Consider the following 21,062-nt stretch of genomic DNA (forward strand, 5'->3'; position numbering starts at 1 on the left):
TGGGTAGCCTGACCGCCGTGAGGATCCCGTACCGGTCGGTGCCCGGCTCCGCGGACCGGGCGGGCCGGTGGCGACGTCCGCTGCTGGACGTCCTGCTCTGGGCGGTGGTCGCCGCCCCGATCGCGGGTGCCCGGCTGACTCCGCCGTACCCGCCGCACGATCTGGTGCTGCTGCTCGGCGCACTTGCCCTACTGGCCGTCGCGGTGGCGTCGGGCCGGCGCCAGCCGCTGGTCGGTCTGTTGCTGGTGGTGCTCGGTTCGCTGGTCGACGGCAACTTCGTCTTCGCCATCCCGGTCTTCAGTTACCTGACCGGGCGGCGCAGCGCGGGGGCCGGCCCGGCCGCCGTGCTGTTCGCCGTGATCGCGGTCGGCGGCACGGTGCTGAACCTGGTGCTGCTCGGCACCGGTGCGGCGACGTGGTTCCTGCTCGCCTCGGTGCTGCTCTTCGCCGGGGTGTTTCCGTGGCTGGTCGGTCGCTACCGCCGGCAGCAGCACGAGCTGATCGACGCCGGTCGCCGACACGTGGACGCGCTGCGCCGTGAGGAGCGCGGTGCCGCCGAGCGGATCCGGCTGCGGGAACGGGCCCGGATCGCCGGGGAGATGCATGATTCGCTCGGTCACGACCTCAGCCTGATCGCGCTGCGTGCCGCCGCGCTGGAGGTTGCCGCCGACCTCGACGACCGGCACCGGACGGCCGCGGGGGAGTTGCGGGCCAGCGTCGCCGCCGCCACCGAACGGCTGCACGAGATCATCGGGGTGCTCCGCGAGGAGGGTGTCGCGTCCGTACGCCCGGCCGGGGAGACCATCGCCGACCTGGTCGAGGGTGCTCGGGACGCCGGCATGGCGGTACGGGTGGACGCCGCACCGGGGACCGCGGAGCTACCCGCGATGACCGGTCACGCGGCGCACCGGATCGTCCGCGAGGCGCTGACCAACGCGGCCCGGTACGCACCGAATGCCCCGGTCGACGTGCGCCTCGTCCGTACCGGTGACCGGGTCGAGGTGACCGTGGTCAACGACGCCGCGCCCGCTGGGCCGCTGCCCGCCCCGTCCTCGCAGGGCAGTGGGCTGCTCGCCCTCGCCGAGCGGGTACGCCTCGCGGGCGGGACGCTCGACGCCGGCCCGCGGGCCGACGGCGGCTTCGCCGTGCGGGCCGCGCTGCCGGCGACCGACCTGCCGATCGAGCCCGTGGACGACACCGTGCGGCCCGGTCCGGCGGAACGGCCGGCCGACGCGGAGCGGCGGCTGCACGACGCCCGGCGGCGGGTTCGGCGCAGCCTGCTCGCGGCCATCGGGGTACCGGCCGGCTTCGCCCTGGCGCTCTCGCTCGTCTACTACCCGGTGGCGACCGCCGGGACGGTGCTGAACCAGGCCACCTTCGGGGAGCTGCGGGTCGGCGCGGCCCGGGCCGACCTGGCCGGGTTGCCCCGCCGGCAGCTCACTCCGCCGAGCGGCGCCGAGGAGCCCGGCTGCGAGTTCTACACCGACGGCAACTTCCCCATGGCCGAGCCGACCTGGCGGCTCTGCTTCGTCGACGGCCGGTTGGTCAGCAAGGAGCGGCTCGGGCAGTGAACACCGAAACGGTCGGAGACGTACCGGTCCGGGTGGTCCTCGCCGACGACGAGGCGATGGTCCGGGCCGGCGTCCGGGCCATCCTCGCCGCCGACCCGGGCATCGAGGTGGTCGCCGAGGCGGGCGACGGGCGGGCGGCGGTGGAACTGGTCCGTGCGCACCGACCTCGGGTGGCGTTGCTGGACATCCGGATGCCACGGCTGGACGGGCTGGCCGCCGCCGCCGAGATCCGCCGGGTGGCACCGGGTACGGCGACGGTCATGCTGACCACCTTCGGCGAGGACGACCACGTGGCGCGGGCACTCGGGCACGGCGCCAACGGCTTCCTGCTCAAGTCGGGCGACCCGCGTGAGTTGATCGCCGGGGTGCACGCGGTCGCCGACGGCGGGGCGTACCTGTCGCCCCGGGTGGCTCGGCGGGTGATCGAGCTGGGTGCCGGGCGGCTGGCCCGGCGGCCCGCCGCGCGGGAGCGGACGGCCGGGCTGACCGAGCGGGAACGGGAGGTGCTGGCCCTGGTCGGTGCGGGGCTGTCCAACGCGGAGATCGCCCGTCGGCTGCACCTGGTGGAGGGCACCGTGAAGAGCTACCTGACCAGCATCTTCACCCGACTCGACGTGCGGAACCGGGTGCAGGCGGCGATCCTCGCTTACGAGGCGGGGCTGGTCGAGGGGTGAGCGGGGGCCCGGGAGCCCCCGCTCACCGGCGTCAGGCGTCGCGACGACGCAGCGCGGCCCGGCCCAGCAGCAGTGCCGCACCGGCCCACGCGGCGAGCAGCAGCAGCCCGACCGCGGGCGGGTACGGCTCGGTGTCGCCAGCCAGGAAGTGCCCACCGGCTACCCCGGGAAAGGCGTCGGCGATCCGGTTCAGCACCGTGATGTCCGGCTCCTGAAGCGACAGCGGCACGATCATCAGGGTGGCGAAGAGGACGACGAGGGTGAGCACCGCACTGCGCAGCGCAGCGCCGAGTCCCAGCGCGAGCACGCCGATCAGCGCCAGATAGATCGCCACCGCCACGACGTCACCGATCGTGCCGGCGGCCGGCGCACTGCCCCACTCGCCGAGCACCGGCCAGGCCACCAGGGCACCGACACCACCGAGCAGCAACCCGAGGGCGGCGGTGACCGCGCCGGCGACAAGAGCCTTGGCCAGCAGCACCCGACCCCGGGACGGGTTGCACTGCAGGGTGGTCCGGATGGTGCCGCTGGTGAACTCGGCGGTGATCGCCAACAGGCCCAGCGCCAGCACCGCGTACTGGGTCAGCTCGATCGAGTCGATCATCACGCTGCCGACGGTGACGATGCCCCGGTCGTCGAGCGGGTCGTCGTTGGTGTTGTCGTTGGCCGCGTAGATGGCGAGCTGACCGGCGCTCGCGGCCATCAGCAGCAGCCCGGCCAGCGCCGTCCACCAGGTGGTACGGACCGAGAACAGCTTGGTCCACTCGGCGGCCAGTGCGCCCCGGAGCGAGGCGGGACGGGTGCCCGGGACGGTGCTCGCGCTCATCGTGCCCCACTTCCGGTCGGGCCGCCGGCGTACTCGACGCTGTCGGCGGTCAGTGCCATGAACGCCTGCTCCAGCGATGCGCCGTGCGGGCTCAGCTCGTGCAGTCGCACCCCCAGCTCGTACGCCAGGTCGCCAACCTGATCGACGGTGCTGCCGGTGACGGTCAGCTCGTCCGGCCCGGCCGGCTCGACGGTGGCGCCGCCGGCGGTGAGTCGCGCGGCGAGGGCGGCCAGCCCGTCCGGGTGCGGGCTGCGGACCCGGACGGCGACCGCGCTGCCCGCGATCACGTCGTCGATCGGCGCGTCGGCGAGCAGCCGTCCACGGCCGATCACCACGAGCTGGTCGGCGGTGAGCTGCATCTCGCTCATCAGGTGGCTGGAGACGAAGACCGTCCGCCCCTGGTCGGCGAGCGAGCGCGTCAGTTGTCGTACCCAGCGCACCCCGTCCGGGTCGAGGCCGTTCACCGGTTCGTCGAACATCAGCACCGGCGGGTCGCCGAGCAGCGCGCCGGCGATGCCGAGCCGTTGGCCCATACCGAGCGAGAGGGTCCGGCCCGGCTTGGCGGCGGCCCGCCCGTCCAGCCCGACGGCGTCGAGCACCTCATCGACCCGGCGGCCGGGTATGCCGTTGCTGCGGGCCATGGCCAGCAGGTGTGCCCGACCGGACCGGGCCGGGTGCACCGCCCGGGCGTCGAGCAGTGCGCCCACCTCGTGCAGCGGCCGGCGCAGCTCCCGGTACGGCTGGCCACCCACCAACGCCCGACCCGCCGTGGGCCGGTCCAGGCCCAGGATCATCCGCATGGTGGTGGACTTGCCGGCGCCGTTGGGGCCGAGGAAGCCGGTGACCCGGCCGGGCGTGATGTCGACGGTCAGGCCGTCGACCGCGGTCGTCTCCCCGAACCGTTTCGTCAACCCACGTAATGTGATCATGCGTTGACGCTAGGCGTGCGGGCCGGTGCCCCACCGCGCCCGAACGGCACCATCGCACCCTGACTTTCGTCAGGTCACGTAGTCCTCCAGCAGCGCCGGGGTGAGCCCGGCCCGATGGATCGCCTTCAGCGCCGCGAGGAGGTCGTCCATCAGCGCCGGCCGGAAGTGCATCAGCAGTACGTCGCCGGGCCGCACCACCTTCTCCGGGGTCTGGTAGCGGACCTTCCCCTCGTGCACGGTCTCGGTCCAGTGGAAGACCGCCTTCATCCCGCAGTCGTGTGCGGCCTTCGTCGTGGTCGAGTCGCGCTCGCCGAACGGGGGTCGGAACAGCGTGGAGCGCTTGCCGAACAACGACTCCAGCTTGTCCGCCGACCCGCAGATCTCGTGCTTCTGATAGCTGTACGACCGGCCCTTGAGCGAGTTGTGGTTGATGGTGTGGTTCTCCACGACTCCGCCGGCGGCCTCGATCTGCCGGAAGTAGTCGGTGTACTCGGTCGCGGCCGGCGAGTTGAGGAACATGGTGACCGGGATGTGCGCCTCCCGGATGAAGTCGGGCACCGCGGACGGGCGGGCCAGCCCACCGTCGTCGATGGTGATGAAGGCGACCTTCTGCTCGGTCGGCAACCGGTGCCAGAACGGCGCCGAACCGTCCGTGGGCAGCGGCACCGGTTGCGGTGGCGGCGCCGGGGGGAAGGTCGGTGCCTGGGCCACGTACCAGGCCAGGCTCTTGTAGGCGGGCGCGACCGTCGGCGACAGCGGGGTCGACGGCGTTCCGGACGCGCTGGCCGAGGGCGCGGCGGACGGGCTCGGCTGGTCCGCGCTGATCCGCGAGGCGTGGAACCCGGTGCCGGTGTCGGCTGTGCAGGCACTCAGCACCACAGCGGCCAGAATCGTTGGCACCACGAGGATCCGACGGAGGGGGGTTGCTGACACGCCCGGCAATCTACCGAGCTGATGTCAGGATCCTGTCAGGGCTACCGGCGGCGGATCACGAACGCGTCCGGCATCCGGAAGGTGAGGTTGTCCGGGCACCACGGGGCACGGACCACGGTGACGTCGTCCAGCAGCGGGGCGGCCTCGGCGATCACCACGGCCGCCTCCATCCGGGCCAGTACGTCGCCGACGCAGCGGTGCGCGCCCGCCCCGAACGCCAGGTGCCGGCGTGATCCACGCTGGCCCGGTCGGAACTCGTCGGGCGCCTCGACCACCGCCGGGTCGCGTCCGGCCCGGGCCAGCCACAGCACGATGCTGGTCCCGGCCGGCACCGCCGTCCCGCCGAGCGTGGTGTCCACCGCCGCGACCCGCCGCCAGGTGACGATCGGCGGCTCCAGCCGCAGTCCCTCCTCCACCACGTCGGCCACGGCGACCTCGCCGGCGCGCAGCCCGGCCCGTACCGCGGGTTCGCCGGCCAACCGGTGCAGCAGCAGGGTGAGGAACTGCGAGGTCGTCTCCTGTCCGGCGACCAGCAGGAAGAACAGCGCGCCCACCACCACGTCCGGGGACTGACCGGCCGCCCGCAACTCGGCGGCCAGCCCGCCGCCGGTCGCCGCGAAGTCGCGCAGCACCCGGTGGAACCGACCCACCTCGGTGGCCAGGGTGAGCTGACGGTCGACGTCCAGTGGCGCCCAGAACAGCTCCAACGCGGCCCGGGCGAAGTCCTTGACCGCGCCGACCGGGGCGTCCGGCAGCTCGACCAGCCGGGCCAGCACCAGCAACGGCAGGTCGGCGGCGAGGTCCGCGTAGAGGTCGACCGGCCCGCCGGCGTCCAGCCTGGCGGCCAGTCCGGTGACCCGTTCCCGGACCAGTGCGGTGAGCCAGTCGCGCTGAGCGGCGACCCGGGTGGGATGCAGCGCGTCGGCGACGATCGCCCGGATCTGGGGATGGCTGGCGCCGGAGTTGTTCGCCAGGGTCGGCGGCAGCCGGAACCGGTGCCCGGCGAGCACCCGCAGCGCCGTCACCGGCATCGGGGTCACCGCGTCCAGCGCGTTGTCCGGCCGGAAGGTGACCGGATCGGCGAGGACCTGCCGGACCAGCGCGTGCCGGGTGACGACCAGATGGCGTACGCCGACCTGGTCGACCACCGCGGCCACGTCCGGCCAGGGTGCCTCGACGGCCGATGACCAGCTCCGGAACAGCACGCCGACACGCTAGCTGGCGGCCCCCGGCAGCCCGGCTCGCAACTGCCAGACGGTGGTGCGCTTCACCCGTACGCTCTCCAGGGCCTCCGGCACCGGCACGTCGTAGACCGCCAGCTCGTCGAAGCGGTCCCGGGGCAGGAACGCCCGGCCGGGATCGCCGACCAGCGCCGGTGCGCCGGCCCGGGCGGCCCGGAGCAGGAACCGCAGCACCCGACGGGCCATCGCCTCGCTGTAGAAGACGTCCCCGGCGAGCACCACCTCGGCGTCCCCGGCGTCGCCGTCGAGGATGTCGCCGAACTCGGCGTCGACGCGTACCCCGTTGGCCTGCGCGTTGAGCGCGACCGCCGCGACCGCCAGCTCGTCCACCTCGACGGCCCGGACCGACGCCGCGCCGGCGCGGGCGGCGGCGATGGCCACCAGGCCGGAGCCGGAGGCCAGGTCGAGCACCCGGCGGCCGGCGACCAGCTCGGGGTGGTCGGTGACGTAGCGGGCGAGCGCCTGACCGCCCGCCCACGCGAACGCCCAGAACGGTGGCGGCCGGTCGGTGGAGAACTCACCCTCGGTCAGCTCCCAGAGCCCGATCGGTTCGTCCGCCTGGTGCAGCCGCACCTCGGGGACGAAGGCCACCGGTGCGAGTCGGGCGTGCAGCCGGACGAAGGTGCTGGAGAGCTCGGACACGCAGGCGATTCTCCCAGCGGCTCGCCGTGCGGCGTGTCGCGGGGGACCGGTGACCGGTTCACCACCCTCGGTGAAAACCCGGCCCGTCCTTGCCGACGGGTGCGAACACGCCCGTCTGGTCCGGTCGGCACCCCGCTCCTAGCGTTGCGGGGTGGAGGCGACCGAACGGAGGACGGCGGTGGTGACGGTGTGGCGGAACGCGCTGCGGGTAGGGGTGGTGCTGGCCTGTCTGAGCGGGGTGGAGCTGGCGCTGGTCGCGCCGGCGCAGGCGGCGTTCACCACCGAGCTGAGTGGGCTGCCGGCCCAGTTCACCGCCGGCGGTGATCAGCTGCGGACGGTCTCCGCGGTGGTCTCCCGGACCGACCGGCGCGGTGGATGCGTCAAGGTGCGCTGGTCGATGGTGCTCTCCGTACAGGGCATCCGGCTCGACCAGGTGAAGATGGACCGGGTGGAGGAGACCGGCTCGTTCCCCCTGGACATCCGTACCGAGGGCGACGTGGCCCGGCTGACCGACCGGCAGCTCGACCCGGGCGAGCTCTGCCCGGGCCGCACGGTCACCGCCCGCTACCGGGTGGCCTTCGCCGAGGACGTCACCAAGGGACGGGTCACCCTCGCCGCGGAGGCGTACGACGCCAACCTGCGCCTGCTGGCCCGACAGGCGGCGACCCGTTCGGTGGTCGGGACGGCCGTCACCCCGAGCAGGTCGGCGAAGCCGACCGAGACACCGGCGGAGCCCAGTGCGCCGGCGACCGAGCCGGCGCAGGAGGAGAGCACGTCGGCCGACGAGCCGATCGGCGACCAGCCGGTCGATGCCGCGCCGCCGCCGGCCCGCCGCCCGGTCGGGCAGTCCGGTGGGTTCGGCGTGGTGCCGGCGGCCTTCGTGCTCGGCGGACTGCTGCTCTCGCTCGGGTTGGGACTGCTGCTGCGGCTGCGCCACCTGACCCGGGCTGCGGCCGCCGAGGAGGACGGCCCGCCGGTGGACCAGCGCTGGGAGCGACCTGCCCCGGTGGATCGCTGGCGGACGGCCCGCCGTTGACCGGGGTCGCCGGGGCCGACGAGGTTCCGCCGGCCCCGGCGGGTGTCACCTGGCGAACGCCTGGAACTCGGCGATCCGCACCTGGTCGCGGGCCGGGCTGGCGGTGCCGCAGTCCGTCGTCGTGGCCGGGTCGTCGTCCTGCTCACCCGCGTACTGCGGGCCGCCGGTGCACTGGCTGGCCAGGACGTCCAGCCGCAGGTGGGTGGCGAGGGTGGTGGGCACCGCGAACGTCCGCAGGTTGATGTCCCGGGTGTACGCCCGGTAGGCCCCGCCGGGGAACGCGTCGCCCGCGCTGGTGTAGATCCGCGTCCAGCGCGCCGGATCCGCGCAGTCGGTGGTCCGCGCGTTGCAGGCGGACACCGCGAACGAGCGCAGCGCGCTGAGCGCGTTCTGACTGCCGGTGTCGGCGTCGCCGGTGATCGCCGGGCGCAGCATGGCGCTGACGTTCACCCGCTTGACCGTCTGCGGAGCGCCCCCGGGCAGGGCCACGGTGACCTGCCGGCCGGCCACCCCGTCCAGCGAGGCCCAGTTCGTGGCCTCGGTGTCGTCGGCGATCCGGTCCAGGTTGACCCCGTCGCCGGTGATCGTGGCGCCGGACGCCGTGGACGCGAGGTTGCGGCTCATCCGCAGGTCCACGTACCCGTCCTGATCGGCCTTGGCGGTCACGCTGAGCCGCTGGTGCCCGAAGCCCGGCGCCACCGCGAGCAGGTCGTACGTGCCGGCCACCAACTGCACGGTGTCCGGGATCGGCGTCGCCGGGTCGGTGTCCGCCACCGGCGTCGCCCGCGCCTCGTACGCCCCGACGTACACCCGGATCGGCGCGTCGACGCTGTCCCCGCGTGGCCGCAGGGTGAGCGTCGCGTTGCCGCCGAGCGGTGAGGCGAAGCTCGGCGTGGGATCGGTGTCCCCGGCGCCGTTGGTGACGGCGTCCCGACCCATCCCGGAGCGGGCGAACTCGGCCCAGATCAGGTCCTGGTTCGCCCCGCCGAAGCGGAGCAGGTCGGCGGTGAGCATGTTGTCCCGCATGTCGAGCATGCTGACCTGGCTCGCCGCCTGGAGCAGGAACGAGTCGAAGACCAGCTGCGACCAACGCCGGTTGCCCGGGCACCTGTCGGCGGCGACCGTGCCCTGCGCGCACTCCGACTGCCGCTGCGGTGTGCCGAGGCCGTACCGCTTGACCAGCGCGGACCGGACCCGGGAGTTGGTGGCGCCCCAGATCTCGCCGTCGGCGTGCACGGCCGGGCCACCGGTGTTGTAGCCGATGTCGGAGTAGTTGAGCGGGCTGCGGCTCAGGTCGTAGTTGCGGATGCCGCTGACCAGGTTGCCGGTGACGTAGCCGCCGGTGACGAACGGCGTCTCGCCGGGCGCGCGCAGGCCGTTCTGGTAGAGGTACTCGCCGGCGAGCAGGTCACCCCACGACTCGCCCATCGCGCCGCCCTGGTGACCGCCGATCCCGCTGTCCGGGCCGGCGATCATCCGGTTCGTGATCGCGTGGGTGTACTCGTGGCCGATCACGGTCATGTCGTAGTCGCCGTCCACGCACGGCGGGTACGGCCCGCCGGCCTGCGGCTGCCACAGGTACATGTTGGTGGTCGGCGGCAGGCCGTCGCGCGGCGTGCCCTGGTTGGCGTTGTTCCGGTTGCCGGTCAGCGCGCCCTGCTGGGCCCGGCCCTGCTCGGCGTCGCCGCCCAGCCCGGCCGGGGTGAGGTTGACCGCCTGGAGGTTCCACGCGGACTCGGTGAAGCCCAACTGGTACGCCCAGTCGTGCATCCGGTTGTGCATGGCGAAGAGGTTGGCGATCGACGCGTCCGCGTCGTTGCGCTGGGCGGAGGTGAACACCTCCGGGTTGCAGCGGGCCTGGTGCCACTGGTCGGTGAACGGGTACTCGTAGCGGCGTTCCGGGCTGGTGGGGGCCGGGACGACCGGGGTGCCCGCACCCCAGGAGAGCACCGTGTTGGCCGAGTTGCCGCGCGAGGTGAAGGTCGGCGTGCCGGTGGCCGCGTCGATGTCCCACGGTTGACCGGTGGCCGGATCGCGGAAGGCGGCCTGGCAGCCCGGCGCCGGGTCGCCGCACCAGCGCACCCGGGGGTCCTGACCGGGGCCGAGGTCACGCGGCGGGGTGGCGGGGAAGACCGCCCAGCTCGGATTGTCCGAGTCGAAGTCGACCAGATCCTCGCGGACCAGCACCTGCCCGGTGATCCCGTCCACGTAGCTGGTGAACGCCGCCGGGTGCTCGGTGTCCGCGCCGATCAGGGTCACCTCGTAGGCGGCCCGGGGCCCGTCCAGTGGGGTGGGCACGGCCACCGGGCGCACGGTGTGGCTGGCCACCGCGCTGGCGTCCAGCCTGGCGTCGGCGAGCGCGGCCGCGTACGCCTGCTCGGCGGTGCGGGTGGCCGGCGCGGGAGCGGCGCTGTCGCGGGCCAGTGAGGAGCTGACCGAGAGCACCGAGCCGCCGGTCACCGCGACGGTGACCAGACCGTCCGGTCCGGCCGGCAGGTCGCCGAAGCGCTGCCGCAGGGTGACCACGGCGCCGCTGCCGATCGCCCGGACCAGGACCCGTTCCAGGCCGGCCACCGCTGCGCCGTCCAGTCCGAACAGCTCGCGGTTGCCGGTCAGGTAGGCGCGGGCGGCGGCCTCCGGGTCGGCGGGGAGCCCGGTGGCGAGCGGGGTGCGGCCGGGGCCGAGCGCCTGCGGGGTGCCGAGCCGGTTCCACCGCACGTCGGGGTCGACGGCGCGGGCCAGCCCACGCTGGCGGGCGTCCGGTGCCGCCGTACCGGCGCGGTTGTCGAGGTCGGCGGGCTGGTGACCCTCGGCGAACGGCCCGGACCGGCGCTCGGCGGACGGCGTGCCGTCGGCGGGCGCTGCGGTGCTCGCGCCGGTGGGGAGCAGCGCGGCGACCGTCGCGGTCGTCGCCAGGACGGCGATGAGCCGGCGTCGGCGCCGGCTCATCGGGGGTGACCACTCCGGTTGTGGCACGGGACCTCCTCGTGGGAGCGGGATGGCCGGCGGACGCCGACCGACGATGCGTGGTGACGCATGCGCATACGTGGATATCAGTCGATCGAGGCGGCGGCAAGGTCCATGCGCGTCGATGGGCCAAAAGATCGAAGTAATTCGACTTTACAAAAGGAGCACCCTTGTAAATGGACGTGCCGGCTGCCACAGTCGGAGCAGGACCGGAGGACCCGGAGGTTGGCCATGGCCGTCGATGCCGATGTGACCGTCCCACCCGCCGCCTGGCGGGACCGGCGCAAGCCGCTCTGGCCGCTGGCACTGCTGGTGCCGGCGCTGCCCTTCCTCGGGTTCGCGGTCTGGCGGGCCGGCGGCGGCGCCTGGGCGTGGTGGCTCACCCCGGCCATCGTCTTCGGCCTGATCCCGGTCATCGACGTGCTGCTCGGCGACGACCGGCAGAACCCGCCGGACGAGGCGGTGCCCCGACTGTCCGCCGACGGCTACTACCGGTGGCTCACCTACCTCTACCTGCCGGCCCAGTACGCGGCGCTGGTGCTCTGCTGCGCGGTGTGGGCCCGCGACGAGCTGACCGTGGCCAGCGCCGCGGGCCTGGTCGCCACCGTCGGGGTGGTCAACGGCATCGCCATCAACACCGCGCACGAGCTGGGCCACAAGCGCGAGCGGGTGGAGCGCTGGCTGTCCAAGGTGGCCCTCGCGCCGGCCGGCTACGGGCACTTCTACGTCGAGCACAACCGGGGCCACCACGTGCGGGTCGCCACCCCGGAGGACCCGGCCAGCTCGCGGCTGGGAGAGAGTTTCTGGGCGTTCTGGCCGCGTACCGTCTGGGGCAGCCTGCGCTCGGCCTGGCGGTTGGAGACCGGCCGGTTCCGCATCCGCGGCCGGTCGCCCTGGACCCACCGCAACGACGTGCTCAACGCCTGGGTCATGACCCTGACGCTGTACGCGGCGCTGACCCTGGCCTTCGGGCCGGTGGCGCTGCCCTTCCTGGTGCTCCAGGCGGTGGTCGGCTTCTCCCTGCTGGAGGTGGTCAACTACCTTGAGCACTACGGCCTGGCCCGGCAGCGCACCGCCGCCGGTCGCTACGAGAAGGTCGACCCGCGGCACAGCTGGAACAGCGACCGTACGGTCACCAACGTCTTCCTCTTCCAGCTCCAGCGGCACAGCGACCACCACGCCAACCCGTTGCGCCGCTATCAGACGCTGCGCAGCTTCGACACGTCACCGCAGTTGCCGGCCGGCTACGCCACCATGATCGTCGTGGCGCTGGTCCCGCCGCTCTGGCGGCGAATGATGGATCATCGGGTGCTCGCGCACTACGGCGGAGACCGGACCCGCGCCAACGTCCGTCCTGCGGCCCGGCGCTGAGTGTTCGAGCCGCGCTCGGTGGGCTCAGTGGCCCGGCGCCCAGTCCGGGTCGCGGCCGAAGGCGACCAGCAACAGGTCCTGCTCATCAGGGTCGTCGGGAATCCGCGCCCCGGTCTGGACGAGGTTGCCGCGCCGGTAGTCGTCGACCCGGCCGGTGAACCACTGGGCGCACACGTGCACCACGTCCGGGTCCATCTGCGGCTCCGCCCCGATCGCCACCGCCACGTCCCAGCCGTGCACCAGGTGCTCGGCGAGGAGTTGGTGCAGGTACTCCTCGGCCGGCGTCTCACCGGCCGAGAGGTGCACCGTTCGGTCGACCGCGCCGGGGTGGGTGGCGGCGATCTCGGCCTGCGCGGCCGCCTCCCGCGCCGTCGCGGCCGGGTCGGCACCCAGCACGTCGCCGTCGAACCGGCCGCCGACCTCGTCGAGGGTTTTACCGGCGAGCAGCGGCACGCTCCACCGGTCCTCGCCCACCACGTGGTTGACCAGGGTGCGTACGTCCCAGTCCGGGCAGGGTGTCGGGTCGGCCCATTGGCCGGACCCGACCTGGTCCACCCGGTCGACGAACTCGGCCAGGCTCCGGCGGTACGCGTCCAGCAGATCCATGCTGCCGATTGTTCCGTTCAGCACGGCGGGGCGAGCCGTTTTGCCCGGCACGGGTGAATGACCGGCCTCGTCCGCCGGTCGAGGTGGGCCGGCGCGGGCGCTGGCCGACGGGCCGCGCAACGCCGTCGGCACCGCGGGACCAACGCGGCAACTTCAGCCGTTCAGTCCAGGTCGGTCGGGTCCAGGCCGAGCTCCCGGGCGGTGACCAGCCGAACCCACTCGACGAACTGCCGGCGGGAGATCACCCGGTCGTGCACCGCGAGCTGCACGGCCAGGCCGTCCATCACCGCGCTGATCCGCCAGGCGGCCCCGTCCGGGTCGGCGCACTTGAAGGTGCCCTCGTCGACGCCCGCGGAGATGACCGCGGCAAGGTCCTGTCGCCAGCGCAGGTCGAGCCGGCGGGAGACCTTCTCCAACTCGGGGGTGCGCAACGACTCCGACCAGCCGTCGATCCACATCGACCAGGAGGTCGGCCGTCCGGCCGGGGTATAGAGCTTGAGGATCCGGCGGAGCTTGGTCAGCGGCGGGGCCGAGGAACGGGTCACCACGTCCAGCCGGGCCAGATCCTGCTCGACCGCGTACGCGAAGGCCTGCGCGAGCAACCGCTCCTTCGTGGCGAAGTGGTAGAAAACCAGCGCCTGGCTCACGCCGGCGGCCTGCGCCACGTCCGCCGTACGGGTGTTGGCCAGACCGCGCTCCACGATCACGTCACAGGCCGTGCGCAGCAGGGCATCCAGGCGGATCTCGGCCGCACGTCTCGTCACGACCGTTACCGTAGCCCATCCGAGTGAACACGAACAGTTACCGCCACCGCTCGATCCGCGATGCGACAGTCGGAAGCCGGACACTTCCGGGGAGTGTCCTGCGTCGTTCTTCAGAGAGTGTTCGCCGAGGTCCGTCGGCCCTGGTCGGCGTACCGGAAGATCCGTCGGCGGCGATCCGGCCGGGTGGCCGGCGTCGCGCCCCGGCGACGCCGGAGGGTGACGGTCGGCGAGCGCCGGAGACGCCAGGGCAGCCCCCTAGGAAGCTCGCAGGTTGCCGTCCGGCTCGCCTCCCGGTCGAGCGCGAGCCGAGCCGGACGCGCCGAGGCGGACCCCGAGTTGGCAGTCGTTCACCGGCTCGGCTAAAGTTCTCATCCGTCACCCGGGAAAACCGGGGGCGTGCGGACGTAGCGCAGCTGGTAGCGCATCACCTTGCCAAGGTGAGGGTCGCGGGTTCGAATCCCGTCGTCCGCTCGGAGCTGCCGCCACGCATGACGGGGGCAACCTCGGTGGGGTGGCCGAGAGGCGAGGCAACGGCCTGCAAAGCCGTGTACGCGGGTTCAAATCCCGTCCCCACCTCGGCAACAAGCACGGGCGATTGGCGCAGTGGGAGCGCGCTTCCTTGACACGGAAGAGGTCACTGGTTCAAACCCAGTATCGCCCACCAGCTAGATGAGCAGTTCGGATGGCTCGTTACCGGAACCCCGGTGACGAGCTTTTCTGCATCTGCGGCACAAGCCCGCGGCTGGGTGCCGACGAAGTACAGCGTGACCAGGCCGTGGCTGAACCAGGCGACGGTCGTCCCGGCGATCCGGCCGTCGTCGAGACGACCGACCAGCCGGAGCACCGTGCCGTCGCCGGAGAACGCCTTCTCCCGGTCGATCGCCGCGGCCACGCCCTCCGTCGGGATCCCGGAAACCCGGGCATAGGCGGGGACGAACTCCTCCAGGTCGGTGGTCGCGCTGATGTGCAGCCCGACGGGGGTGGGCGCGGCCGCCGCCTGGTCGACCGCCACCGTCATGATCGGCATCCGGCCAACCTCGACGGCGCCGAGCGACACCAGCTCGTCGCCCGTGCCGGCGTCGCTGTCCGGCCCGACCCACCAGATCCGGGGTACGCCGTCGAGGCGTCGGCGGGCCTCGTCGAGCGCCTCCCGTGGTGCGCGCCCGGCCACGCGTACCACCCCGTTGAGGGGCGGGTGCGGCACGTCGCTGCGGTAGCTCAGCAGATTGGGTTCCCCGGCCGCGCCGATGTTCCAGCCCAGCAGGTACGCCCGGTTCGCGGCGAGTACCGCGTCGAGTGATTCCACGCGGCGGATCGTAGCTCGGGGCCGTGAACGCCGGTTGACCAGCGACAACGCGCCGGTATCGGCTACCCGGCGGCGGAGAGCAGCGCCTCGGGCGAGGTCGGTGCGGGCGCTGAGCACGGCCCGGGCCGGCCACCTCGATCGAGGCCGCCGGCCCGGGGCGCGTGACTCTTCGGTGTCAGAGCGGCGGGGCGGCGTCCCGCCGCTCCTCGACGCGCCGGTACTCGACCGGCTCCTCGACCCGGCGGTACTCGACCGGCTCCTCGACCCGGCGGTACTCGACCGGCTGCTCGGTCGTGGTGACCACCTCGCGGCGACGACCCCAGATCAGCGTGGTCATGATCAGGCCGAGGACGCCGGCCGCCATCAGGATCCAGCCGACCACGTCGAGGTTGAGGCCGCCGACGCTCACGTCCAGCGCGAAGGTCAGGATCGCGCCGAGCGCGATCAGGAAGATGCTGGTGCCGATACCCACGACAGCCTCCTTAGGGGGATGTGGTGCGCTGTCGAGGTCCTTCATTACCCCGTCGTCCAGCAGCGCAACCGCCACCGGTCCGAGGGTGCCGCGCCAGGCGATCTTGGCGTCGGGTACAGTTTCCCCCGTTGCCGGCGCACGCCGGCGACGTGCGGACGTAGCGCAGCTGGTAGCGCATCACCTTGCCAAGGTGAGGGTCGCGGGTTCGAATCCCGTCGTCCGCTCGCGATCCGCCCCTCGGGGCCTGGCCGCCCTCGCGGGCGGTCACCACGGGCGATTGGCGCAGTGGGAGCGCGCTTCCTTGACACGGAAGAGGTCACTGGTTCAAACCCAGTATCGCCCACCAGCTCTGTACGCAGTGCACGGCTCGTTACCGGACCTTCGGTGACGAGCCGTTTTCCGTAGTGGACGCGGTGGCGCCGACAATCCGATGGCGATCCCGGTCGAGCATTGCGAAACTCTGACCCGTGCCAGACCTGGACCGCTTCCGAGCCGCCGTCGGCACCTGGGCGGCCGGTGGCCCCGACGCTCCGGCCGCCGCCGTGGTGGCCCGCGAGCTGGCCGGCGGGGGACTGACGACGGTCGTACTCGTCGAGGGGGTCAGCGACCGGCGCGCGGTGGAGGCACTGGCCGCGCGGCGTAACCGTGATCTGGCCGGCGAGGGCATGTGTGTCCTGCCGATGGGCGGGGCGATGAGCGTTGGTCGGTTTCTGCGGCTCTTCGGCGTGCAGGGGCTCGATTTGACCGTACGGGGGCTCTGCGACGAGGCCGAGGAGGGCTGGTTCCGGCGCGGGTTGGAGCAGGCCGGCTTCGGTGCTGGGCTGAACCGGTCCACGATGGAGGCGCTCGGCTTCCACGTGTGCGTCGCTGATCTGGAGGACGAGCTGATCCGCGCACTCGGCACCGCGGGCGTCGAGCGGGTTCTCGCGTCCGAACAGGACCTGGCCAGGTTCCGGGTCTTTCAGAACCAGCCGGCCCAGCGCGAGCGGCCCGTCGATCGGCAACTGCGCCGCTTCCTGGGCACGATCAAGGGCCGCAAGATCCGGTACGCCGGTGCGCTCGTCCGCGCCCTCGACCCGGCCCGCGTCCCACGACCGTTGGAAAAGCTCCTGGCCTGAGGTCGGCCCGCGGTTCTGCCGTGGGCAGATCCGCTACCGGTGAACATGGGTGCCGCTCGCCGTCGCGACCCGGCACGCTGGCGTGCATGAGACTGCTGGTGCTGGGCGGGACGGGTTTCGTGGGCGGGGCGGCGGTCGCCGAGGCGGTCCACCGGGGCTGGTCGGTGACCGTGTTCAACCGCGGGCTGCACGGGGCGACGCCGCCCGGCGTACACCGGTTGCGGGGTGATCGCACCGCGCCCGGCGGCCTGGCCGAGCTGGCCGGCGGCGAGTGGGACGTGGTGGTCGACACCTGGGACGCCGCGCCACGCGCCGCCCGGGACGCCGCCCGCGCCCTGGTCGACACCGTCGGGCACTACGTCTACGTGTCCAGCGGGTCGGTCTACACCAATCAGGCCGATCCCAACCTCGACGAGGACTCCCCGGTCGCGGACGCCGACCCGGACGCCGTCGACGGCGACTACCCGCAGCTCAAGGCCGGGGCAGAGCGTGCCGTACGGGAGGTGTTCGGTGACCGGGCGCTGATCGCCCGCGCCGGCCTGATCCTCGGCCCGGGCGAGGACGTCGGCCGGCTGCCCTGGTGGCTGCGGCGGATCGAGCGCGGCGGCGACGTGCTCGCCCCCGCCCCGACCGACCTGCCGTTGCAGTACATCGACGCCCGGGACCTGGCGATCTGGATGCTGGACGCGGGCGCACGGGGGTTGGGCGGCACGTTCAACACGGTCGGTCGGCCCGGTGCGACCACGATGGGTGCGCTGCTCAGCGCGTGCGTGGCCACCACCGGCGCCGATGCCCGGCTGCGCTGGACCGAGCCGGCGGCGATTCTCGACGCCGGTGTGGAACCGTGGAACGACCTGCCGATCTGGCTGCCGCTCGGCCACCCGTACCGGGGGTTGCTGGAGCGGGACGTGACGCGCGCCTTCGCCGCGGGGCTGACCTGCCGGCCGATGGCCGAGACGGTCGAGGACACCTGGCGGTGGCTGCGCGAGGTCGGCACCGTACCGCCGCGCGCCGGGCGGGTGCACCGCGGGCCGTTCGGGCTGGACCCGGATCGGGAGGCGGCGGTGCTCGCGGCCACCCCGTCGGCGGCGAGCTGAACTCTCGCGCGCTCAGGGGCGGGGCACCGGCAGGTCCAGCACGTCGTCGACGGTGCGGCGCGGGGTCGGTCGGCCCGGCTGGCCGTGCCCGATCCGGAGCACCATCTGCGGTGTGCCGAACCGGCCCAGCGACAGCCGGAGCTGCTGCCGCGCGCTGGGCACCTCGATCGGTTGGGAGAGCAGCGACGCGGCGAGCCCCGCGTCGGTGGCGGTGAGCAGCACCCGTTGCAGGGCCTGTCCGGCGACCACCTGGTCCACGGCCGTGTTGCCCACCGACCCGAGCACCGCCACCAGCGGCTCGGGCTCGAAGTCCCGCCCCGGCGCCCGGTCGCGTCCGCCGAACCCGCGGGTCGGCAGCACGTCCTGCGGCTCGCTCCGCGGGCCGCCGGCCGAGGCGGGTACGCCGTCCGGAGCGGACTCCTGGCGCAGCCACCGCTCACGTTCCGACCGGTAGGCGGGATCCCGCTCCAGCACCCGGTGCGCGCTGCGCGCGATCTCGCCGAGTGCGGCGACCGCACTCACGCCGATCATCAGCTCCAGCCAGCACTGCTCGGCGCGGGCCGCCTCGCCGAGCCGCCACCGGGCGTCGGCCGGCACCGGGTCCGGCCAGAACGGCATCCGGTTGCTGAACCGGCGGGGGATGGCGGCGTACAGGCTCTGCTCGGCGGGGGAGGGCCGGCGCTGGACGTCCGGCAGCAGCCGGGCCAGCAGGTCCGGCTCGGCCGGGTCGGGGCGTAGCCGCACGGAGGCCGGTCGTCCGGCCACGGCCAGCGCGGTCCGCAGGTTGAACAGTGCCGCCCCGCACGCCATCCGGACGCCCCACCCGCTCGGATCGGTCGCCGGCAGTCGGCGGTCCGGATCGGCCAGCACCTCGATCCCGCCGTCGCGCAGCCGGAACCGCCACGGCTGGGTGTTGTGCAGGGAGGGCGCCCGGACCGCGTCGACGGCGGCAGCTCGCAGGTCGGTCGCGGTGTAGCCGATGTCCATGGTGAACGCCCCTTCCCGGGTGGCCGGCGACGGCCGCCGTACCGCTACCGTCCGCCCGCCGGGTGGGTGCCGGGCAGGGCCTTATGTCCCGTCTCGGCGGGTCCGACCGCCCCCCACCCGCCTCCGGCCGCGCCGCTGGCGGGTCGGGACCTTCGGCCCGTGCGTGGTGCGGGGGGACCGGGTAGAAACGAGGAATGATCCGGGTGTTCCTCCTCGACGACCATGAGGTCGTCCGCCGTGGCCTGGCCGACCTGTTGCAGAGCAGCGGCGACATCGAGGTGGTCGGCGAGTCCGGCTCGGCGCTGGAGGCGGCCCGCCGCATTCCGGCGTTGCGGCCCGACGTGGCGATCCTCGACGCGCGGCTGCCCGACGGCAACGGCATCGACGTGTGCCGCGACGTACGCGCCGTCGACTCGTCCATCAAGGGCCTGATCCTCACCTCGTACGAGGACGACGAGGCGCTGTTCGCGGCGATCATGGCGGGTGCCGCCGGGTACGTGCTCAAGCAGATTCGCGGCACCGACCTGGTCGACGCGGTCCGCCGGGTGGCCGCCGGGCAGTCGCTTCTCGACCCCGCGATCACGACCCGGGTGCTGGAACGCATCCGCAACGGCGTCGAGCAGCCACGCGAGTTGAAGTCCCTGACCGAGCAGGAGCGGCGGATCCTGGAGTACGTGGCGGAGGGGCTGACCAACCGGGAGATCGCCGGAAAGATGTTCCTGGCCGAGAAGACCGTGAAGAACTACGTCTCCAGCGTGCTGGCCAAGCTCGGCCTGGAACGGCGTACCCAGGCCGCCGTCCTGGCGACCCGGCTGCTCGGCAAGACCTCCTGAGCCGCGCCGGTCAGTCCCGTAGCGGCACGGACCAGGACAGCTCGGTGCCGTGCGGCTCGACCGGGCGGATCGCGAACGTCCCGCCGTGCCGTTCGGCGCGTTCACGCAGGTTGACCAGGCCGCCCCGGGCGTCGGCCGGGTCGCAGCCGACGCCGTCGTCGGTGACCGTGACGGTGACCTGACCGGCGTCCACGCGCACGGTGACGTCGACGTGGGTGGCCTGCGCGTGGCGTACCGCGTTGGACAGCGCCTCGCGCAGCACGGCGGTGAGGTCCGGGCGGACCGCGTCCGGGACGGCGCTGTCCACCGGCCCGTGCAGCTCCAGGCTCGGCCGATGGCCCAGCGACCCGGCGGCCACCTCGATCGCCTCACGGATCTCGGTACGCAGCGCCGCGGTCATCGGCGTACGCAGCTCGAAGATGGTCCGTCGGATGTCCCGGATGGTGGCGTCCAGGTCGTCCACGGCCGCGTTGATCCGCTTGGCCACCTCGGGACGGGTCATCATCGGCGCGGCGCTCTGTAGTTGCAGGCCGGTGGCGAAGAGCCGCTGGATCACCACGTCGTGCAGGTCGCGGGCGATCCGCTCACGGTCCTCCAGGACGACCAGCAGTTCCCGCTCCTCCTGGCCGCGGGCCCGCTCCATGGCCAGTGCGGCCTGCCCGGCGAAGCTGCCGAGCAGTGCCACGTCCTCGTCGCTGGTGCCACCGCCGCGCTCCGGACGGTGTGCCACGACCAGGACGCCGTGCAGCGTCTCGGCGGTGGCCAGTGGCGAGATCACCGCCGGCCCGGTGTGCAGCAGTGCCGGCCACGGCGCGGCGTGCGCCAGGTTGTCCACCTGGTCGTGCCGGCCCTTGCCCACCGCCGCGCCGAAGCTGGTCTCGGCGGCCGGCAGGACCGTGCCGACCAGTGCCCGGGCCTGCTCGTCGGCGCCGTCGACCACCTCCACGGTGAACTGTGCGGTGTCGGCGTCGTAGAGCAGCACCAGCGCCAGTTCGGCCTCGGCGACCTCCCGGGCTCGGCGGGCGACCAACGCCAGCGCGTCGGTGCGGCGTACCTCGCCGAGCAGCACCGTGGTGATCTCCGCGGTCGCGGCCAGCCAGCGTTCCCGGCGGTGCGCCAGGGCGTACAGGCGGGCGTTCTCGATGGCCACGCCGGCGGCGGCGGCGAGCGCCACGACGATCTCCTCGTCGTCCTCGGTGAACTGCGCGCCACCCTGCTTCTCGGCCAGGTAGAGGTTGCCGAACACCTGCTCCCGGATCCGTACCGGCACGCCGAGGAAGCTGTGCATCGGCGGATGGTTGGCCGGGAAGCCGTACGAGCGGGGGTGCTGGGTGATGTCCGGCATCCGCAGCGGCTCGGGGTCGTCGATGAGCAGGCCGAGCACGCCCCGCCCGTGCGGCAGGTCGCCGATCTGGGCGTGCAGCTCGGGGGAGATGCCGTGCACGATGAAGTCGTGCAGCAGCCGGTCCGGGCCGACCACGCCCAACGCGCCGTACTGGGCGCCGACCAGCTCGCAGGCCGACTGCACGATGCGTTGCAGGGTGCTGCGCAGATCCAGGTTGGTGCCGATGCCGACCACCGCGTCGAGCAGCGCGCGCAGCCGCTCCCGGTTGGTGACCACCTCGCCGACCCGGACCAGCATCTCCTGGAGCAGTTCGTCGAGGCGGACCCGGGACAGCGGGCTCAACC

At 73.3% G+C, this 21,062-nt stretch carries 19 protein-coding genes and 5 tRNA genes; 12 read left to right on the plus strand and 12 right to left on the minus strand.

Annotated features, from left to right (window positions below; genetic code table 11):
* Positions 1 to 17 precede the first annotated feature (17 nt).
* Positions 18 to 1,571: a sensor histidine kinase gene (locus tag ACFQGL_RS07705; protein ID WP_377507591.1), complete on the plus strand. Its 1,554-nt coding sequence runs from the start codon at positions 18 to 20 to the stop codon at positions 1,569 to 1,571.
* Positions 1,572 to 1,627: 56 nt separating this feature from the next.
* Positions 1,628 to 2,245, plus strand: coding sequence for a response regulator (locus ACFQGL_RS07710; RefSeq protein WP_377508361.1), 618 nt, complete (start codon positions 1,628 to 1,630; stop codon positions 2,243 to 2,245).
* A 31-nt stretch (positions 2,246 to 2,276) separates the two neighbouring features.
* Here ACFQGL_RS07710 and ACFQGL_RS07715 read toward each other — a convergent pair whose 3' ends face one another.
* The 5 genes from ACFQGL_RS07715 to ACFQGL_RS07735 form a co-directional block, all read right to left on the minus strand.
* Positions 2,277 to 3,071, minus strand: coding sequence for an ABC transporter permease subunit (locus ACFQGL_RS07715; RefSeq protein WP_377507594.1), 795 nt, complete (start codon positions 3,069 to 3,071; stop codon positions 2,277 to 2,279).
* On the minus strand, positions 3,068 to 4,000 hold the full coding sequence (locus ACFQGL_RS07720) for an ABC transporter ATP-binding protein (RefSeq protein ID WP_377507597.1): 933 nt from the start codon (positions 3,998 to 4,000) through the stop codon (positions 3,068 to 3,070). Before ACFQGL_RS07720 ends, ACFQGL_RS07715 begins: the two co-directional genes overlap by 4 nt.
* A gap of 69 nt (positions 4,001 to 4,069) precedes the next feature.
* Positions 4,070 to 4,933 carry a polysaccharide deacetylase family protein gene (locus tag ACFQGL_RS07725; RefSeq protein ID WP_377507600.1) on the minus strand — a complete coding sequence of 288 codons (864 nt, stop codon included), beginning with the start codon at positions 4,931 to 4,933 and terminating at the stop codon, positions 4,070 to 4,072.
* 41 nt (positions 4,934 to 4,974) lie between these two features.
* A complete protein-coding gene (locus ACFQGL_RS07730; RefSeq protein WP_377507603.1) occupies positions 4,975 to 6,138 on the minus strand; it encodes a cytochrome P450 in 1,164 nt (387 codons plus the stop codon).
* A gap of 9 nt (positions 6,139 to 6,147) precedes the next feature.
* Positions 6,148 to 6,816, minus strand: coding sequence for a class I SAM-dependent methyltransferase (locus ACFQGL_RS07735; RefSeq protein ID WP_377507606.1), 669 nt, complete (start codon positions 6,814 to 6,816; stop codon positions 6,148 to 6,150).
* Between the two features lie 151 nt (positions 6,817 to 6,967).
* Here ACFQGL_RS07735 and ACFQGL_RS07740 point away from each other — a divergent pair, with 151 nt between their 5' ends.
* Positions 6,968 to 7,852, plus strand: coding sequence for a hypothetical protein (locus ACFQGL_RS07740; RefSeq protein WP_377507609.1), 885 nt, complete (start codon positions 6,968 to 6,970; stop codon positions 7,850 to 7,852).
* A 45-nt stretch (positions 7,853 to 7,897) separates the two neighbouring features.
* On the opposite strand, the gene ACFQGL_RS07745 is transcribed toward ACFQGL_RS07740, so the two are convergent.
* Positions 7,898 to 10,828 carry a M36 family metallopeptidase gene (locus tag ACFQGL_RS07745; RefSeq protein WP_377507612.1) on the minus strand — a complete coding sequence of 977 codons (2,931 nt, stop codon included), beginning with the start codon at positions 10,826 to 10,828 and terminating at the stop codon, positions 7,898 to 7,900.
* Between the two features lie 222 nt (positions 10,829 to 11,050).
* Here ACFQGL_RS07745 and ACFQGL_RS07750 point away from each other — a divergent pair, with 222 nt between their 5' ends.
* Positions 11,051 to 12,190: an alkane 1-monooxygenase gene (locus ACFQGL_RS07750; protein ID WP_377507615.1), complete on the plus strand. Its 1,140-nt coding sequence runs from the start codon at positions 11,051 to 11,053 to the stop codon at positions 12,188 to 12,190.
* 24 nt (positions 12,191 to 12,214) lie between these two features.
* Here the strand turns inward: ACFQGL_RS07750 and ACFQGL_RS07755 are convergent, their stop codons facing one another.
* Both ACFQGL_RS07755 and ACFQGL_RS07760 read right to left on the minus strand, forming a co-directional pair.
* Positions 12,215 to 12,796, minus strand: a complete 582-nt coding sequence (locus ACFQGL_RS07755) for a TIGR03086 family metal-binding protein (RefSeq protein WP_377507618.1) — start codon at positions 12,794 to 12,796, stop codon at positions 12,215 to 12,217.
* A gap of 161 nt (positions 12,797 to 12,957) precedes the next feature.
* Positions 12,958 to 13,560 (minus strand): TetR/AcrR family transcriptional regulator, encoded by a 603-nt coding sequence (locus tag ACFQGL_RS07760; RefSeq protein WP_377507622.1) that lies wholly within the window; start codon positions 13,558 to 13,560, stop codon positions 12,958 to 12,960.
* A gap of 398 nt (positions 13,561 to 13,958) precedes the next feature.
* On the opposite strand from ACFQGL_RS07760, the gene ACFQGL_RS07765 reads away from it, so the two are divergent.
* The 3 genes from ACFQGL_RS07765 (at position 13,959) to ACFQGL_RS07775 (ending at position 14,224) form a co-directional block, all read left to right on the plus strand.
* Positions 13,959 to 14,031 (plus strand) — tRNA-Gly (locus ACFQGL_RS07765).
* 34 nt (positions 14,032 to 14,065) lie between these two features.
* Positions 14,066 to 14,136 (plus strand) — tRNA-Cys (locus ACFQGL_RS07770).
* 13 nt (positions 14,137 to 14,149) lie between these two features.
* Positions 14,150 to 14,224, plus strand: a tRNA-Val gene (locus ACFQGL_RS07775).
* On the opposite strand, the gene ACFQGL_RS07780 is transcribed toward ACFQGL_RS07775, so the two are convergent.
* Complete coding sequence (locus tag ACFQGL_RS07780) at positions 14,195 to 14,866, minus strand: hypothetical protein (RefSeq protein ID WP_377507625.1); 672 nt, start codon at positions 14,864 to 14,866, stop codon at positions 14,195 to 14,197. The two genes, ACFQGL_RS07775 and ACFQGL_RS07780, sit on opposite strands and share 30 nt — an antisense overlap.
* Positions 14,867 to 15,041: 175 nt before the next feature.
* Positions 15,042 to 15,338 carry a DUF6458 family protein gene (locus ACFQGL_RS07785; protein ID WP_377507628.1) on the minus strand — a complete coding sequence of 99 codons (297 nt, stop codon included), beginning with the start codon at positions 15,336 to 15,338 and terminating at the stop codon, positions 15,042 to 15,044.
* Between the two features lie 151 nt (positions 15,339 to 15,489).
* On the opposite strand from ACFQGL_RS07785, the gene ACFQGL_RS07790 reads away from it, so the two are divergent.
* The 4 genes from ACFQGL_RS07790 to ACFQGL_RS07805 all read left to right on the plus strand — a co-directional run bounded on the left by ACFQGL_RS07790 (position 15,490) and on the right by ACFQGL_RS07805 (position 17,553).
* Positions 15,490 to 15,562 (plus strand) — tRNA-Gly (locus tag ACFQGL_RS07790).
* Positions 15,563 to 15,609: 47 nt separating this feature from the next.
* A tRNA-Val gene (locus ACFQGL_RS07795) sits at positions 15,610 to 15,684 on the plus strand.
* 121 nt (positions 15,685 to 15,805) lie between these two features.
* Positions 15,806 to 16,456, plus strand: coding sequence for a TOPRIM nucleotidyl transferase/hydrolase domain-containing protein (locus tag ACFQGL_RS07800; protein ID WP_377507631.1), 651 nt, complete (start codon positions 15,806 to 15,808; stop codon positions 16,454 to 16,456).
* Between the two features lie 86 nt (positions 16,457 to 16,542).
* Positions 16,543 to 17,553: an NAD-dependent epimerase/dehydratase family protein gene (locus ACFQGL_RS07805; protein ID WP_377507634.1), complete on the plus strand. Its 1,011-nt coding sequence runs from the start codon at positions 16,543 to 16,545 to the stop codon at positions 17,551 to 17,553.
* A 12-nt stretch (positions 17,554 to 17,565) separates the two neighbouring features.
* Here the strand turns inward: ACFQGL_RS07805 and ACFQGL_RS07810 are convergent, their stop codons facing one another.
* Entirely contained in the window at positions 17,566 to 18,540 is a 975-nt protein-coding gene (locus ACFQGL_RS07810) for an Acg family FMN-binding oxidoreductase (RefSeq protein ID WP_377507637.1), read from the minus strand.
* 194 nt (positions 18,541 to 18,734) lie between these two features.
* Here ACFQGL_RS07810 and ACFQGL_RS07815 point away from each other — a divergent pair, with 194 nt between their 5' ends.
* Positions 18,735 to 19,373, plus strand: coding sequence for a response regulator (locus ACFQGL_RS07815; RefSeq protein WP_089017008.1), 639 nt, complete (start codon positions 18,735 to 18,737; stop codon positions 19,371 to 19,373).
* Positions 19,374 to 19,383: 10 nt separating this feature from the next.
* Here the strand turns inward: ACFQGL_RS07815 and ACFQGL_RS07820 are convergent, their stop codons facing one another.
* On the minus strand, positions 19,384 to 21,060 hold the full coding sequence (locus ACFQGL_RS07820; protein ID WP_377508364.1) for a sensor histidine kinase: 1,677 nt from the start codon (positions 21,058 to 21,060) through the stop codon (positions 19,384 to 19,386).
* Positions 21,061 to 21,062 lie beyond the last annotated feature (2 nt).

The organism is Micromonospora vulcania, from assembly GCF_042658605.1.
Classification (GTDB): Bacteria; Actinomycetota; Actinomycetes; order Mycobacteriales; family Micromonosporaceae; genus Micromonospora; species Micromonospora vulcania.